This is a genomic window from Aliivibrio sp. 1S128, assembly GCF_001691065.1.
Taxonomy (GTDB): Bacteria; Pseudomonadota; Gammaproteobacteria; order Enterobacterales; family Vibrionaceae; genus Aliivibrio.
This window is the reverse complement of the sequence record NZ_MAJV01000107.1, coordinates 1-15,129: the sequence shown is the minus strand read 5'-3', so window position 1 is coordinate 15,129 and position 15,129 is coordinate 1. Positions and strand designations below refer to the sequence as shown.

Genomic DNA, 15,129 nt, shown 5'->3' with positions numbered 1-15,129 from the left:
TAAAGATGTACCACTCTACAAAACAATACAACTACCTACCATTTCCAACTAAGCATACAAAATTCTAATAAATCAACATAAAAACCTACATTTTCAGATAGATCACAAAATAAAAAACTACTTATGTAATCTTATACTTTTAGAAATACTTATTGATAATAATCAAATCATGAAAAACTCATTCCCTCACAATACCCCTAAATGGTTAATCCATCACAATTCCTAATCTTAAATTAAACGAGGTAATTATGACTCAATCGGCTGATAAAGCTCGTAAAGTCGGTATTGGCAGCTATGTGGCATTAGCCTTCGCTGTTGTGTTCTTTTCTGGCGTAATGCAATCTAATGAATGGTACGGTGTTCTTGACTTCACCACACTAAATGGGTCTTTTGGCCAAGTCGCTTATTCTGTTTCTGAAACAGCAGACGGCGTCCAAGCAGCAACAACATCATTACGCGGCAAAGGCGGTAGTGGTGCTCGTGACGGTTTCATTTTCGCATTGACTCTTATTCCTACTGTTATGTTTGCTCTTGGTATGATCAACGTTCTTGAGCATTACGGTGCACTTGATGCTGCTCGTAAGCTTCTGACTCCTCTTCTTCGTCCTTTAATGGGCATTCCTGGTAACTCTGGTCTCGCTTTAATCGCTTCCCTACAAAGTACGGATGCGGGTGCGGCTATGACTCGTCAGTTAAAAGATGAGAAGCACCTAACCAAGCGTGAAACCGATGTTTTCACTATGTTCCAATTTACAGCTGGTGCAGCAATTGTTAACTTCTTCTCTTCTGGTGCGGTATTATTTACATTAACTAACCCAGATGGTTCTTTAGCCGTTCCTTCTTCTATCGGTCTTGCTGTTGTTGTGATGTTTGCCTTCAAATTTGTAGGCGCAAACTTATTCCGTATTTACCTAAATATTACTGAGGGTAAAGAAGGCCAAGACAACGATAAACAAGACAAGAAAATGACTGAGGAGACAGTATAATGAGCGACGTTAAAGCAAAAAAACCAATGGTGACAGACATCTTCGTTGAAGGCGCTAAAAAAGGCTGGGTTATTGCAACGACTTCTACTGTTCCTAACGTATTAATGGCATTCGTTATTATCAAAGCACTGCAAATTACAGGTGCATTGGATTTAATGGGCACTCTGTTCTCTCCTATTATGGCTATCTTTGGCTTACCGGGTGAAGCTGCTGCAGTATTAATTGGCGCATGGATGTCAATGGGTGGTGCGGTAGGTGTGGTTATCACACTGTTTGACCAAGGCATTCTGAATGGTACTCACATTGCGATTCTTGCTCCTGCTATTTATCTAATGGGTTCTCAAGTGCAATACATGGGTCGTATCATGGGTCCTATCGGTACTGAAGGCCGTTATATCCCTGTAATGATCGCTATTTCTGTACTGAATGCATTCGGTGCGATGTTTGTTATGAACATGATTCTATAAGGATTCAAGATGAACTTTTCTTTAAACGATTACTTAGAAGAACTACGCCCTCTTATCAATGTGGATTGCGGAACGTACACCGTTGAAGGCATCGAAGTAATAGCTAACCACATGGCAGCTAAATACGAAGCAATGAACGGCTGGTCTGTAAAACGCGTTGATTGTGGTAAAGCAGGTGTTGGTCTTGAAGTTCGCAACAAGCCAGACGCTGAGCACATTGATGTAATGATGATTGGCCACATGGATACGGTTTTCCCTGTAGGTACTGCGGCTGAACGCCCAATGTCTATGGATGCTGAAAAAGCGTATGGCCCAGGGGTTTCTGATATGAAATCTGGCCTATTAAACGTAGTTTATGCACTGCGTAATCTAGACCAGGCTGTAATAGATAAACTGTCTATCTGCGTATGTATGAATCCTGACGAAGAAACTGGCTCTTTAGATTCTGTCGATTGGATCCAAGCAACGGCGAAGAATGCGAAAAACGTATTAGTTGCAGAAGCAGCACGTGCTGATGGCGGCTTAGTTAAAGCACGTAAAGGCATGGCTAACTACAAAGTGACTTTCAGCGGTAAAGCAGCTCACGCAGGTAATGAACCAGAAAATGGCCGCAGTGCAATCACTGAAATGGCTAACTGGATCTTAGCGGCGAACGCAATGACTAACTTTGAATCAGGCACTACGTTAAACGTAGGTGTGGTTTCTGGTGGTGCTGGCGCGAACATCGTTCCTGATTCTGCAACAGCAGTGATTGATGTTCGTTTCTGGGATAACGCTGAATATGACCAAGTGGATACGGCATTACATGGCATGACTCAAACACCGTTTGTTGATGGCGTATCTATCACGGTAGAACGTGAAGCCTACAAACCATCAATGGTTCCGTCAGTTCAAACTGAAGGCCTAATGGCGATGATTGAAGAATCAGCTCAAGAGCTTGAAATCAGTATTAACTGGCAAGAAGTGGGCGGCGGTTCTGATGCGAACAACACGGCAATTTTAGGTGTTCCAACATTAGATGGTTTAGGCCCTATCGGTGCAGGTTTCCACAGTGCTGATGAGTACTTACTGCTTGAATCAATCGAACCTCGCATTAAATTATTGATGAGTGTGCTGACGAAACTGGCTAAGTAGACCTCTACTTATTCATGATTGAAAATAAAAACAGCGAGCCTAAGTGCTCGCTGTTTTTTTATTTATACAACCTAATCAATACACCACCGTCTTCATATACTGCTTCGGAGTGATCCCAAACTGCTGATGGAAACGCTGACTAAAACGACTTTCCGATTGATAACCACACTGTAATGCCAAATCTAACTGGGTTTGCCGTTTATCTTGCATTAAGGACAGTGCATGACCCATTCTAACGTTCGATAATACCGTTCTAAAATTGGTTCCATCACGTTGTAAGCGACGGATTAGTGTCGCTCTGCTCATTGAAAAATCATGACAAACCTCTTCAAGCTGATAAGGTTCAGCTGGATCTCTTGAGAAATAAGCGCTTAATTGATTTTGAAAAGAGGCATGAGATTCAGAAAATAGGACATGTAATACACCTAACTCTACTAATTGTTGGTAGAAAGCCATTACATGCAGTTTTTGTACCTCTTCACTTAGTGAGTGTGTACTCATCTCAAGTAACATCGTAAAGCCATAAGCTAACGCAGACGAGATTTTTAATGCATGAACATGCTCACGATTAACCTCACGATGTTGACTCTCTTCTAGCATCTCTTTTAGTGGCGCTGATAAAAAAGAAAGCTGAACAGAATAGAAATGTTCATAAGAGGCTTTATTAACGAAATTCAGCTCTTGGTTAGCTGAGGTTAATAGCCACGATCGTGCATCAATATCAAATGAATCTGTTCCTTGAAAAACGGTTTTACAGCCCGATTTAACCCAAATAATACTCGGAGCATAAATATGAACGTTACGTAAATGCTGATCATTCAACCCTGAATAGGTTTGTACTTTAAATAACGTATTACCCATATCATACTCCTCGTTTATTTATCATTCTTAGCCTTTGTATAAAATCAACTAACGAACGTAAGTGGCAGTCAACACCGCTTTGTCTAATGCCATACTATTTAATGTATAACCGACTACCGCAGGTGAGATATCTGCCGGTAAATCAATTTTCTCTTGTGGTAATGCCCACACTGTATATTGGTATCTGTGCATCCCATCACCAGCAGGAGGACATGCGCCACCATAACTCATTGTGCCAAAATCATTTTTAGTTTGTAGTATATCTTTCATTGGAGAGCCTTGGGCAACACTGCTTACATTCGCAGGAATGTTAAGTGCTAACCAATGCCACCAACCACTGCCTGTTGGAGCATCTGGATCAAATACGGTAATAGCAAAGCTTTTTGTTCCTTCTGGTGCATCTTTCCAGCTTAGTTGAGGGGATATGTTTGCTCCCGTACAACCCATACCAGAAAAGGTGAATTCACTGTTCATTAGCTGACCTTCGTGAATATCTTTACTTGATACCTCAAAAGCTTGGCTAGAGAAAGACGCTAAAGTAAGTAACACTAATAATGCTTTGTTCATAATAATTTCCTTTACTTTTAGAAAGAGAGTTAAGTAAGTACAAAAACAATATTAGTCTATTTACACAGACAGAATTACCACAAAGTATCATTAATAACTAATAATTAATATTAAATGATACTTATAGTAACCTTTACGTATGAGGTGTTTTATTCGGTACAAAATCACAGATCAAAACATTAAATACTAAAATAGTGAACACGTAAAAAGATCGCTGATTGTAGTGACGCCCATCTAACTATTCATGTTTTTAGCTATCAACCGCTTTTAATAAGCGTATTGTGATTATTCAGATATCCGTTTATATATTATTTTTAGAGGTAATTATGAGTTTATTTTATGTTGATAAAAACGAACAAGATAATGGCGATCATGAAGTCCACACCGCAACATGCACCCACAGCCCTGGCATTACAAAGTGTGAACCACTTGGGTATCATACTGCGTGCAGTACTGCACTAAATGCAGCTAAAGAAATATACCCAAAATCAAACGGCTGTTATTACTGTTCATATTCAAGCTACACTTCTGAAGATAAATAATCACAAATAAAAAAGCCATTCAGAAATAAACTAAATGGCTTTTAGCGCATATACTTAGGAGCAATATGCTTTATGGGATAAAGATATACTAAGCTAGAATCGATCTCTGAAAAAGTGAACACTTCACCCAATATCATTTCCCCTTTATACTGGTTCAATAATGACTGATTAAGAACGAGTGATGCATGAAAACCAGCAATATTCTGCTTGGAAAGCTTAATACGGAATTTAAAACCGTTTCTGCAATGATTGAAATTTATTGCAAAAAAAACCACCACTCTCACTCCTTGTGTCCAGAATGCCAAGCCTTAATGGATTATGCTGAAGTACGTTTAGATCGCTGTCCATACGGTGAAAACAAACCCACTTGTAATACCTGCCCTATCCATTGCTATAAGCCTGAGCCTAAAGAGCAGATGCGATTAGTAATGCGTTTTTCTGGTCCTCGAATGTTACTTTATCATCCAATATTAACCATTAGACATTTACTCTCAGAAAAAAGAGTCGTTAATCCTAAGCCTTCACCTAATTGCTCTAATCGTCATATCCGCCTACAGAAAAGAGAAAAATAATGAATTGGACATTAGATCAACTCAATGCCTTTGTTACTTCAGTTAAATGTGGTTCATTCTCTGCCGCTGCACGTAAAATGGGGAAGGCACAGTCTCGAATAAGTACCGCAATTGCAAATTTAGAGGCTGACCTTGGATTTGATCTATTCGATAGGAGTGCACGCTTACCTGTTTTAACACAAGATGGCGAAGATATGTTTATTGAGGCTCAGGCAATTCTTGAACAGTGTGAACGCCTACAAGCTCGTGCAGATACCGCTGCGACCGGTGAAGAAATAGCATTAACGGTTGCTTTGGATGAAGCCGTTCCTATTGATGTATTTGAGGATTTCTTCCAAAAAATATCGGTTACTTTTCCTTTATTAAAATTGACAATTATTAATGGGTCTCAAGCAGATATTGCAAAATGGGTAGAAGAAAAAAAAGCTGACCTTGGCTTTTTATTTCGCGTGAATACTTTATCTGATTCGTTAGAATACCGCGCTCTTGGCTTTTTCAATCAAGCATTGGTCGTCTCCCCAGAACATCCTCTTGCTGAACACAAGACCCCGACTCTCATCCAGTTAAACCAACACCGACAATTAGTTATTCGAGATAGAGTTGGTCACTCACATGAAAAAGCCATCTCTGCCAATCATTGGTACATCGACAGTTATTATTACATAACCGCATTAGTGATCCGTAATGTTGGTTGGGCTCTCGTTCCTGAACACGTATTAGAATCTGAATGGTATCAAAACAAAACCATTCGATTGTCGACTTACCATATTCCAGATGCCTTGCAGATTGAAATTGGAGTGGTAAAACGTCGTGATAGTGGCATAGGTAATGCCATGGAATGGATGTTAGACGAGATTGAACATACTTTTGAAAAGTTATAGAGACAACTACCAATGAAAACAAAACTAACCGCTTATTTACTGAAAAATGATAGCATTGATTTATATGATCTTTTTCACCAATTTCAATCTATCTCAGTGTATACATTAATCAATGAGCTACATGCTTTAAAAGAAGAACTACAACTCACCACCAAACTAAGCTCTCTTACCTCTCAGATTGATGGACTATTGCCAAAACTGGGTGCCATCGAAGATCCAACCCAGCAAGTTAAGTTTCTTTGCAAAGAAATAGATATCGCTCAACGAGGACATAGCATGAGCCGTTATATTCATTTAGTCGACTCACATCAGACATTTACGCCTGAAGTAGATATGGTTCTATTTGGTGACTCAATTACTGAATGGGGACCATGGCAAGATGTTTTTACTCACATTCCGCACGTAAACCGAGGAATTGCTGGTGACACCACGTTTGGAATGTTACGTCGAATAGAAACGACACTAGCCGTTAAACCTAAACTCATTTCAATCATGGCAGGGATCAACGATTTATCTCAAGGTTTTACTGTTGATTCTGTTTTTGATAATTACATCGCAATGCTAACTTATTGGCAAAAGAATGATTGTCCTATATTGGTTCAAAGCACTTTATATTGTGGTAATAAACTCGCTCATTTAAACCCAAAAGTGACAGCGTTAAACTCTCGTTTAGAATCTTATTGTCAGCAACACAATATTCATTATTTGAACGTTAATCAGATCCTGAGTCCTAATAGCTTCTTATCGAATGAATTTACCTGTGATGATCTACATTTAAACGCTAATGCCTATTCTGCTTGGATTAAAGTACTTCAACCTAAATTAGAAACTCTATTATCTTAATCCTGATCATATCTACTGATACACGTTAAACAAAAAAGGCGGACACTACACAGTGATCCGCCTTTCTTTTACTTCTACATTATTTAGTTCAAAACAAGCTAGGCTTTGCGGTTTTTTAAATCAACCAACACATCAATCATAGACGGTAGGATTTGATGACCAAGTTTGATGACCTCTGCACTTGGCTCTACTAAATCTGGGATTTGATAGGTGATCATATTTGCTGCAACGGCGGCGTGAGTTCCGTTATTAGAGTCTTCAAATGCAAGGCATACTTCAGGAGCAATACCTAAACGCTCTGCCGCTAAGAAATAGATTTCAGGATGAGGTTTGCCATGCTCAACTTCACACCCCGTCGCTAATACATCAAAATAACCATCAAGACCGGCTAATTCCAATTTTTTAATTGCAATATCATGCTGTGTAGATGTCGCAACCGCCATTGGGATTTCATTTGCTTTTAGCCACTCTAGTAGCTCAATAATCCCTTCTTTTACTGGGATAGCTTGATGCTTAACTACAGCAGTGTAACGTACTCGCCACTCTTGATTTAATGCTGGGTAGTCAACACTTGGTCCATAACCTTCGCGAAACAGTTGTTCAATACGCTTTGCATTACAGCCAATAATAGAAAGATACAGTTCTTCAATAAATGGAACATTTTGAGCTTCACATGCCTCTTTAAAGATCCCCATACACACACGTTCAGTGTCTAATAGCAGTCCATCCATATCGAAAATTGCAGCTTGAAATGTCATGAGAAACCTTATGTATTAATAACAAAATAATAGAATGCGTTACGCATACCTTGTATGCACTGAGGCGTTATATTAAGTGAAAATACACATCAAAAAAAGTGAACACTTAATATCAATCTATTTCCTCTTTCGTATCAATGACTAAACAAGGAATTTAAGTATAAAAAACAACCCGCACTGCCAATAAAATAAGCACAACACCAGAAAGGCGATCTATCCATTTAGCTTGGGCTCTTAACTTATCAACAATTTTAGGTGCCGACAGCAAACAGCTAATAATGGTGTACCACAGACCATCAACAATAATAGGCGTAATCACTATAATTGCTTTATCTAATGGGTCATTACCTACAGCCACAAATTGACTGAACAATGCGATAAAAAATAAAGCGATCTTAGGATTCAAAAGAGAGATAAGTAAACCTTCTTTTGCCGATTCAATAAGACTTACTTGCTCACCAGATTCTAACTTTGCGGCAATACCTCCTGTTGATCGTAATGCTCCGTAGCCTAAATAAGCCAAGTAAGCGGCCCCAAAATAACTGATCGTTTTAAACAATATTGGGGATTGTTGCAGTACCACCGCCAAGCCAATAACCGTCACAAAAGCATAAATACCAATACCGACCGAATGTGCCCATGCAGCTGCAATACCATTAATTCGTCGGCCAGATAACGTGTGCTTTGCAACAGTCGCCAGACTCGGCCCTGGTGACATTGCTCCAAGCATTGATACTAATAATAATGAAAACCAAATAGTTAATGTCATTTCAATCCTTAATTTACTTTACAACCTTGTCTCATTCACAATAAAATCGCGCATTAGGTAAAAAAACGAGCTTATAATGAAAAGGTTACTCCCATTTTTGTTGCTAGGTGCAACAACCTCTGCACAAGCTACAGACACTTTACACCAAATCTACATTCAGCCAAGCTTTGCTAACCTGAAAATTGATGACTCACATGGTAGTGGTTTAATGACTCAAGTTGGTTATAACTATCATTTCGCACCAATGCTTGCGATGGATCTAAGTTACTACATGACAGCATCAATGAATGATATTGTAACCAATAATGATAAAGCATCAGCGACAGGTGCCACTATTGCTGCAAAAATGTATTTTCCTATGTCTTATTACGGCTCTTTCTATGGAAAGTTTGGCTTAAACCACACCAATGTTGAATATCAATATAAGGTAAATAATCAAACCTTAAAACAAGAGGCGGAGTCAACTAAACCTTATGTTGCTGTAGGTACAACAATGATGCTGCTTCCTTCTGTAAGCTTCAATCTTGAATATCAATATATGTCACTCGCTTCTGACGATTACATCTCTTCAATTGGTGCTGGCGTAAACTTCATGTTTTAAGGACAATCACCAAACATAAAAAATGGGCGCTTCCAATACACTTGGAAGCGCCCATTTTGTTTTAAATTATCTGTTTATTACGCAGCGACCACTTCTTTCGCATCCGCTTTATTTTTCAAGAAAGCATAAGTGAAACCCGTTACCGCAGTACCTGCTGCAATTGCTACCAAGTACATGAATACTGGTGTAATCGCGTTTGGAATAAGAAGTACGAACAGACCACCGTGTGGAGCAAGTAGTTGTGCACCAAATAGCATAGATAGACCACCGGTTAATGCACCACCTGCCATACAGCTTGGAATAACACGCATTGGATCTTTCGCTGCAAATGGAATCGCACCTTCAGAGATAAAGCATAAGCCAAGCACAAATGAGGCTTTACCTGCTTCACGCTCACCGGCTTCAAACTTGTTCTTAGCAAGGAATGTCGCTAAACCCATACCTAGCGCAGGAACCATACCAGCCGCCATAATAGCCGCCATTGGACCGTACGTTTGTGAAGCCAGAAGACCAACACCAAATGTATATGCTGCTTTGTTTACTGGACCACCTAAGTCGAAACACATCATACAACCAAGAATAACACCCAGTAATACCGCATTAGTTGAACCCATGTTGTTTAGGAACTCTGTCAGTGCAGACATGATACCTGCTACAGGGCCACCAACAATGTAAACCATTACTAGACCGGTGAATAAACTCGCCACGAATGGAATGATTAAAATTGGCTTAAGTGCTTCCATTGATTGAGGAAGGGACACTTTGTCTGCAATGAATTTTGCCGCATAACCCGCAATGAAACCAGCCGCGATACCACCAAGGAAACCAGCGCCAGTTGAGCTAGCCAACATACCCCCGATTAAACCTGGCGCTAAACCAGGACGGTCAGCAATTGAGAACGCAATGAAACCGGCAAGAACAGGGATCATTAACGCAAATGCCGCGCCACCACCAATATCCATTAATGTAGCAGCGATTGTGCCCGGCTCTTTAAATGCTTCGATACCAAATACAAAAGACAGTGCAATCAACAAACCACCAGCGATAACAACAGGAAGCATGTGTGATACCCCTGTCATAAGGTGTTTGTACATGCCTTTATTCTCTTCGGTTTGAGAAGATTGCGCTTTACCTGATGATTGGAAAACAGTCGCATCAGAGAAAGCTTTACCCATTTCTTGTTCTGTTTTCTTTAGTGCTAAACCTGTGCTTGTTTTATACAAGCGCTTACCATTGAAGCGATCAAGGGCGACTTCGATATCCGCAGCAATGATAACTAAATCAGCTTCTGCAATTTCTTGGTCCGTTAACTGATTTTTTGCCCCCACAGAGCCACGAGTTTCTACCTTAATAATGTGGCCTTGTCGTTTACCTTCTTCTTCTAGCGCTTCAGCTGCCATGAAAGTATGCGCAACACCCGTTGGGCATGCAGTAATCGCAACGATTTTCTTAGGACCTGTCGCATCAGCGGTAACCGTTGACGTTGTCACAACATCAGATTCGGTTAATTCCACGGCCTTATTCACTGCATCTTCTAGCCATGCTTTAGGGTCTGTTGTACATTCTGAAATTGAGCCTTGATATACTTTTTTACCTACAAATCGAGTGTTATCTACCGTTGTATTTGCTGCAATAATAATGGCATCTGCAGAATCAATGACTTCTTGTGTTAATACATCAACAGGTAACACGCTTGATTGACATTCAATCGATGCTTTCCAGTTCAGTTTTGTTGCTGCTTGTTCTAATAAACCCGCAGCAATAATGCTGTTTGCTACACCACTTGGGCATGCTGTTACGATAGCTATATTTTTCATAATTTGTCCTTAATCTATGACTAAACGTGATTACACGTTTGAAGAAATAGGGTTGTGTAGGGTTACTTGTTGTTGTAATTCTTTTACGTCTTCGATATTTGGTACACCAACGCCAACCTGCGATACAGCTAAAGCAGATAAAGCGGTAGCAAAAGATAATATTTGTGAACGATCCCAATCTTGCTGCATGTGACCCCAACAAAGGCCAGCAACTAACGTATCACCAGCACCTACCGTGCTTACCACATTCATTTTAGGTGGTTGGGAATACATCCACTCTGGTTGCTCTTGGTCATTTTTCCCAAGCCACATTACGCCTTTAGAGCCTAACGACACGACGATATTTTCTATGCCTTTTTGTGCAAGATCTTGAGCGGCTTGTTGGCATGCCTCTGGTGTATCTAATTCACGACCAACAAACTCAGATAACTCTTCATCGTTTGGTTTAATTAACCAAGGGTGAGCGTCTAAACCTGCAGCCAATGCAGCACGACTGCTATCAAATAAGACTTTTTTACCCATTTGATGCAGCTTTTCAATCCACTCAGCACACTGTTCAGGAGAAATGCCTCTTGCTAAGCTGCCAGCTAATACGAAGAATTCATGTGTTTTTGCTAATTCAAACAAACGAACTTCAAACTCGGCAATTGCTTGTTCAGAGACTTCAACACCCGGAAAGTTGATATCACTCACTCGACCATCTTGCTCTACTAATTTCACATTAATGCGAGTTGCACCATCGACACGAATGAACTCATCATTGGCTTTCATCTCTTCAAACAGTTGACAGAATAGCTCTTCATTATCACGGCCTAAAAAGCCAGTAACCGTCACTTCAGCACCCAAGTCAGACAGTACTTTAGCAACGTTTACGCCTTTACCCGCCGCATGAAGTGAGCCTTTACTAACTAAACTCACAGAGCCAACCGATAACGCATCTAAACTGCCCGTTAAATCTAACGCAGGGTTTAGCGTGATAGTAACTACTTTGCTTTTTGAATTAAGACTCATCAATTAACCCTCGCCTAAACCAGAAGCAATTGCAGCACCAATACCTGCTAATGCTTCTTTTGCATCAGCACCGTCTGCTGTAAATTGCAGCTCGTGACCGTGTTTAACACCAAGCGCAATCACTTTCATTAAGCTTCTTGCATTCACCGCTTTGCCATCACCATTTAAATTCAACACTGTGATTTTTGATTCGTATTTCTTCGCTTCTGCAACTAACATTGCTCCTGGACGAGCGTGTAAACCATGTGCATTTTTAATTTTAAAGACCGCGGTATTATCTGCATCAACGTCAGAAACCACATCTTCTGAAGACGGTGCAAACATCGAAAGTAATTGCTCTGAAGTCGCAGACAAAATCGAATCTTGTTGCTGCTCAGAAACTGCATTAATAATCGTCGTTAAGAATGCTTTATGAGATGAATTACATGATGCAATCGCAATTAACCCTTTAACTGGTAGATCATTAAATTCACAACTATTAGCGGTAGTAACAATCGACATACCTGAGCGTTTAACGCCTTTGTCAGTACTTACCAACCATAAACCATTACCTAAATGCGTTGGTTCTTTAGTTACTAATTCCGCAACAAATTTACTTTCTGCATTACCGCTATTTTTTAATAAACCGCCCGCAACCGCACTCATTTGAATCATATCGCTTGCAGGGAAAAGCAATTGAATTAATGAGGCGTCAAAATCAGCGTCAAACTGTACGTCACCATTTAATAAAGCAATAATATCGGCTTCTGTTTTCGCTTGTTTTAGCTTCTCTTCTACGCCATCAGCAGACAATACTTTAGTCAGTTGCTTTAAAATACCTAGGTGCTCATCTGATTTAGCCGCAATACCAATGGCAACATAAACCACATTACCATCACCCCAGTTAACGCCTTGTGGGAAATGATGCACAGCAACGCCGGTGTTATTGACTAAGTCACGGGTATCGGTTGTACCATGAGGGATAGCAATACCATTACCTAAAAACGTTGAGTTTTGTTGCTCACGATTTAGCATTCCGTCTACGTACTTCTCTGCAACTAAGCCTTTTTCTGTTAGTTGCTTTGCAATCGCTTTGATTGCTGTTGTCTTATCCGTTGCTTCTTGTTGCAACGTAATGTCATTCTTTGTCAGTGTCAGCATGGGTCTTAGCCTCTCGCTTAGTTTATCAATCAATATAAGGTCATATTTACACCCTGCTAAATCGATTCAGCAAAGCATTAAAAAAAAGTTCAGCAAATACATTTACTCAAAAAATTTATTACTAAGAGTAAAAATAGCGCAAACTTCACGCTTTTCAAATTTGCTGAATCCTTTCAGCTTTTATACTGAAACGATTCAGCATATAATTCAACTCATAAAATGATTGGATCTAAATTTATATGATCCGACCCACAAATTTAAGGATCTGCACCATGACATTAGATCAAATAGCCAAACTTGCTGGCGTTTCAAAAACAACCGCAAGCTATGTCATTAATGGTAAAGCACAGAAATACCGCATCAGCGAAAAGACCCAATTAAAAGTAATGGCGGTGGTTGATGAGCATAATTATCGACCAGATCACGCCGCTTCAGCATTACGAGCAGGCAGCAGCCGTTCATTTGGATTAATCATTCCTGATCTTGAAAACACCAGTTACGCTAAGCTAGCTAAATTATTAGAGTACAATTCTCGTAAAGCTGGCTATCAAATTTTAATTGGCTGCTCTGATGATGATCCTGAAACAGAAAAGAATGTCGCACACGCGTTAATCAGTCGCCGTATTGATGCCCTATTCGTTGCAAGTTGTCTACCTGATGGCAGTGAGTATTATTTAACGATTCAAGAAAAAGGCACACCCATTATCGCGATTGACCGCTCATTAGATGATGAGCACTTTGGTTGTGTGATCAGTGAAGATTTTGATGCGGCTTACGAACTGACCAAATCAGTGGTTAATGAGAACGTAAAATCAATTGGCTTAATTGGTGCTTTACCTGAACTGAATATATCTCGTCAGCGTCAGCTGGGATTTGAAGCTAAAGCCAAAGAAAAAGGCTTAATGAGTATCACTGGCTATGGCGAGCACTTTAATAGTGAATCAGGCAAAGCAACCTTTGAACAATGGATAAAAGAAGACACGATTCCAGACGCGATTATCACTACTTCTTATATCCTACTTGAAGGTATTTTGGATGTACTCATTGAAAAGCCAGAGTTGATGGGAACAGTGAAACTTGGCACCTTTGGTGATAACCGTTTGCTTGATTTTTTACCTATTAAAGTAAATTCTCTACCACAGCAATTCGAACTGATTGCTGATAGTGCCTTGGCATTAGGGTTGAATGCTTCAGCAAAGCGTTATCAAGCAGGAATCGAGTTAATTCCTAGGAAGATTGTTATTCGCTAGTCGTTAAATTGGCTGTTGCGGCAGCCAGTTTTCTCACTTACCAAATACCAACAGGAACACCGTGTTCATCAACATAAGCTTGAGATTCTTTTTTTAACTCTGGATAAACAAAATCATCAGCAACTTTATATTCTACAGCTTGTACTTTGAATTGAAGATCGTTATCAAAACATCCACCATTAAGAAATACGGAAATCATTCCATCAGGAGCCAAACCCAATAAAATATTATTTTTATATGGGAGTAATAAATTATAATAACCGCAGCGTATATCGTGGTATTCACGCATTTTGTTTCTAATATCGTCGGAAATCCTAATTGCTTTATTGTAAGTGACTTTATTCGCTAATGAATGCCAACGAATATAGACTAGTCCAGGTAATTCAGTACTTTGAATTGAATAACCTGAATGATAACGCTCAGCACCATCCCAACTCAAAGGGCTTAAAGATTCAGTAGTATAATTACTAACTAAACCAGTCCATCCCCCTTCTTTCTTCTCTCCTGTAATAAGTAATATATCAGCAACAGCTATATAGTTTTTAGGGGATATAGTTGAAACTGTCCATTCATTTAACTGCTGAGATTTAACTTGATGTTTAACGGAACAAGCACTGAGCAATAAACAAAAAATAATAAGAATGGACTTATGAATACTTATCACAAGACTCACCAAATACCAACAGGCACACCACGCTCATCAACATAAGCTTGGGCTTCTTCACTTAACTCTGGGTAAACAAAATCATCAACTACTTTATACTCTACGGCTTGAACTTTAAATTGAAGTTCATTATCAAAGCATCGGCCATTAAGAAATACAGAAATCATTCCATCTGGAGCTAAGCCTAATAAAATATTATTTTTATATGGTTTAAGCCTGTTACTCTTTCCACAACGTATATCATGGTATGTAGTGGCATAGTGAAT

At 39.6% G+C, this 15,129-nt stretch carries 18 protein-coding genes; 9 read left to right on the top strand and 9 right to left on the bottom strand.

The window, feature by feature from the left end; genetic code table 11:
- The first annotated feature begins 248 nt into the window (after positions 1 to 248).
- From A6E03_RS14415 to A6E03_RS14405, 3 genes are read left to right on the top strand one after another with little or no spacing between them, the layout of a single operon-like run.
- Positions 249 to 986: a nucleoside recognition domain-containing protein gene (locus tag A6E03_RS14415; protein WP_065592730.1), complete on the top strand. Its 738-nt coding sequence runs from the start codon at positions 249 to 251 to the stop codon at positions 984 to 986.
- Positions 986 to 1,453, top strand: coding sequence for a YjiG family protein (locus A6E03_RS14410; RefSeq protein ID WP_065592729.1), 468 nt, complete (start codon positions 986 to 988; stop codon positions 1,451 to 1,453). Before A6E03_RS14415 ends, A6E03_RS14410 begins: the two co-directional genes overlap by 1 nt.
- A 9-nt stretch (positions 1,454 to 1,462) precedes the next feature.
- Entirely contained in the window at positions 1,463 to 2,587 is a 1,125-nt protein-coding gene (locus A6E03_RS14405; protein ID WP_065601126.1) for a M20 family metallopeptidase, read from the top strand.
- A 75-nt stretch (positions 2,588 to 2,662) separates the two neighbouring features.
- Here the strand turns inward: A6E03_RS14405 and A6E03_RS14400 are convergent, their stop codons facing one another.
- A complete protein-coding gene (locus tag A6E03_RS14400; RefSeq protein ID WP_065601125.1) occupies positions 2,663 to 3,448 on the bottom strand; it encodes an AraC family transcriptional regulator in 786 nt (261 codons plus the stop codon).
- Positions 3,449 to 3,496: 48 nt separating this feature from the next.
- Complete coding sequence (locus A6E03_RS14395; RefSeq protein WP_065592726.1) at positions 3,497 to 4,015, bottom strand: YbhB/YbcL family Raf kinase inhibitor-like protein; 519 nt, start codon at positions 4,013 to 4,015, stop codon at positions 3,497 to 3,499.
- A gap of 326 nt (positions 4,016 to 4,341) precedes the next feature.
- Between A6E03_RS14395 and A6E03_RS14390 the strand changes: the two genes are divergently transcribed.
- The 4 genes from A6E03_RS14390 to A6E03_RS14375 all read left to right on the top strand — a co-directional run bounded on the left by A6E03_RS14390 (position 4,342) and on the right by A6E03_RS14375 (position 6,853).
- Positions 4,342 to 4,557: a hypothetical protein gene (locus A6E03_RS14390; protein ID WP_065592725.1), complete on the top strand. Its 216-nt coding sequence runs from the start codon at positions 4,342 to 4,344 to the stop codon at positions 4,555 to 4,557.
- 185 nt (positions 4,558 to 4,742) lie between these two features.
- Positions 4,743 to 5,129: a nitrous oxide-stimulated promoter family protein gene (locus A6E03_RS14385; RefSeq protein ID WP_065601124.1), complete on the top strand. Its 387-nt coding sequence runs from the start codon at positions 4,743 to 4,745 to the stop codon at positions 5,127 to 5,129.
- A complete protein-coding gene (locus tag A6E03_RS14380; protein WP_065592723.1) occupies positions 5,129 to 6,010 on the top strand; it encodes a LysR family transcriptional regulator in 882 nt (293 codons plus the stop codon). The genes A6E03_RS14385 and A6E03_RS14380 overlap by 1 nt, the downstream gene beginning before the upstream one ends.
- Positions 6,011 to 6,022: 12 nt before the next feature.
- Complete coding sequence (locus A6E03_RS14375; RefSeq protein ID WP_065592722.1) at positions 6,023 to 6,853, top strand: SGNH/GDSL hydrolase family protein; 831 nt, start codon at positions 6,023 to 6,025, stop codon at positions 6,851 to 6,853.
- A gap of 98 nt (positions 6,854 to 6,951) precedes the next feature.
- On the opposite strand, the gene A6E03_RS14370 is transcribed toward A6E03_RS14375, so the two are convergent.
- On the bottom strand, positions 6,952 to 7,611 hold the full coding sequence (locus tag A6E03_RS14370) for an HAD family phosphatase (protein ID WP_065592721.1): 660 nt from the start codon (positions 7,609 to 7,611) through the stop codon (positions 6,952 to 6,954).
- A 154-nt stretch (positions 7,612 to 7,765) separates the two neighbouring features.
- Complete coding sequence (locus A6E03_RS14365; RefSeq protein ID WP_065592720.1) at positions 7,766 to 8,380, bottom strand: LysE family translocator; 615 nt, start codon at positions 8,378 to 8,380, stop codon at positions 7,766 to 7,768.
- A 76-nt stretch (positions 8,381 to 8,456) separates the two neighbouring features.
- On the opposite strand from A6E03_RS14365, the gene A6E03_RS14360 reads away from it, so the two are divergent.
- A complete protein-coding gene (locus A6E03_RS14360; RefSeq protein ID WP_065592719.1) occupies positions 8,457 to 8,981 on the top strand; it encodes a porin family protein in 525 nt (174 codons plus the stop codon).
- Positions 8,982 to 9,058: 77 nt separating this feature from the next.
- Here the strand turns inward: A6E03_RS14360 and fruA are convergent, their stop codons facing one another.
- Genes fruA through fruB form a run of 3 tightly spaced genes read right to left on the bottom strand, consistent with a single transcriptional unit; the run spans position 9,059 to position 12,949 of the window.
- Positions 9,059 to 10,798 carry a PTS fructose transporter subunit IIBC gene (gene fruA / locus A6E03_RS14355; protein WP_065601123.1) on the bottom strand — a complete coding sequence of 580 codons (1,740 nt, stop codon included), beginning with the start codon at positions 10,796 to 10,798 and terminating at the stop codon, positions 9,059 to 9,061.
- Between the two features lie 30 nt (positions 10,799 to 10,828).
- Positions 10,829 to 11,809 (bottom strand): 1-phosphofructokinase, encoded by a 981-nt coding sequence (gene pfkB, locus A6E03_RS14350; RefSeq protein ID WP_065592717.1) that lies wholly within the window; start codon positions 11,807 to 11,809, stop codon positions 10,829 to 10,831.
- Positions 11,810 to 11,812: 3 nt separating this feature from the next.
- On the bottom strand, positions 11,813 to 12,949 hold the full coding sequence (gene fruB / locus A6E03_RS14345; protein ID WP_065601122.1) for a fused PTS fructose transporter subunit IIA/HPr protein: 1,137 nt from the start codon (positions 12,947 to 12,949) through the stop codon (positions 11,813 to 11,815).
- 272 nt (positions 12,950 to 13,221) lie between these two features.
- Between fruB and cra the strand changes: the two genes are divergently transcribed.
- Positions 13,222 to 14,199 (top strand): catabolite repressor/activator, encoded by a 978-nt coding sequence (gene cra, locus A6E03_RS14340; RefSeq protein ID WP_065592715.1) that lies wholly within the window; start codon positions 13,222 to 13,224, stop codon positions 14,197 to 14,199.
- 37 nt (positions 14,200 to 14,236) lie between these two features.
- Here cra and A6E03_RS14335 read toward each other — a convergent pair whose 3' ends face one another.
- Positions 14,237 to 14,863: a DUF2931 family protein gene (locus A6E03_RS14335; RefSeq protein ID WP_255310650.1), complete on the bottom strand. Its 627-nt coding sequence runs from the start codon at positions 14,861 to 14,863 to the stop codon at positions 14,237 to 14,239.
- Between the two features lie 5 nt (positions 14,864 to 14,868).
- The coding region (locus tag A6E03_RS14330; protein ID WP_176703490.1) for a DUF2931 family protein at positions 14,869 to 15,129 on the bottom strand (261 nt) is incomplete at its 5' end.

Excerpts from the sequence above, each read along its gene's own strand:
- A6E03_RS14415 (WP_065592730.1), top strand. The coding sequence starts at position 249 with ATGACTCAATCGGCTGATAAAGCTCGTAAAGTCGGTATTGGCAGCTAT.
- A6E03_RS14410 (WP_065592729.1), top strand. The coding sequence starts at position 986 with ATGAGCGACGTTAAAGCAAAAAAACCAATGGTGACAGACATCTTCGTT.
- A6E03_RS14405 (WP_065601126.1), top strand. The coding sequence starts at position 1,463 with ATGAACTTTTCTTTAAACGATTACTTAGAAGAACTACGCCCTCTTATC.
- A6E03_RS14400 (WP_065601125.1), bottom strand. The coding sequence starts at position 3,448 with ATGGGTAATACGTTATTTAAAGTACAAACCTATTCAGGGTTGAATGAT.
- A6E03_RS14395 (WP_065592726.1), bottom strand. The coding sequence starts at position 4,015 with ATGAACAAAGCATTATTAGTGTTACTTACTTTAGCGTCTTTCTCTAGC.
- A6E03_RS14390 (WP_065592725.1), top strand. The coding sequence starts at position 4,342 with ATGAGTTTATTTTATGTTGATAAAAACGAACAAGATAATGGCGATCAT.
- A6E03_RS14385 (WP_065601124.1), top strand. The coding sequence starts at position 4,743 with ATGAAAACCAGCAATATTCTGCTTGGAAAGCTTAATACGGAATTTAAA.
- A6E03_RS14380 (WP_065592723.1), top strand. The coding sequence starts at position 5,129 with ATGAATTGGACATTAGATCAACTCAATGCCTTTGTTACTTCAGTTAAA.
- A6E03_RS14375 (WP_065592722.1), top strand. The coding sequence starts at position 6,023 with ATGAAAACAAAACTAACCGCTTATTTACTGAAAAATGATAGCATTGAT.
- A6E03_RS14370 (WP_065592721.1), bottom strand. The coding sequence starts at position 7,611 with ATGACATTTCAAGCTGCAATTTTCGATATGGATGGACTGCTATTAGAC.
- A6E03_RS14365 (WP_065592720.1), bottom strand. The coding sequence starts at position 8,380 with ATGACATTAACTATTTGGTTTTCATTATTATTAGTATCAATGCTTGGA.
- A6E03_RS14360 (WP_065592719.1), top strand. The coding sequence starts at position 8,457 with ATGAAAAGGTTACTCCCATTTTTGTTGCTAGGTGCAACAACCTCTGCA.
- fruA (WP_065601123.1), bottom strand. The coding sequence starts at position 10,798 with ATGAAAAATATAGCTATCGTAACAGCATGCCCAAGTGGTGTAGCAAAC.
- pfkB (WP_065592717.1), bottom strand. The coding sequence starts at position 11,809 with ATGAGTCTTAATTCAAAAAGCAAAGTAGTTACTATCACGCTAAACCCT.
- fruB (WP_065601122.1), bottom strand. The coding sequence starts at position 12,949 with ATGCTGACACTGACAAAGAATGACATTACGTTGCAACAAGAAGCAACG.
- cra (WP_065592715.1), top strand. The coding sequence starts at position 13,222 with ATGACATTAGATCAAATAGCCAAACTTGCTGGCGTTTCAAAAACAACC.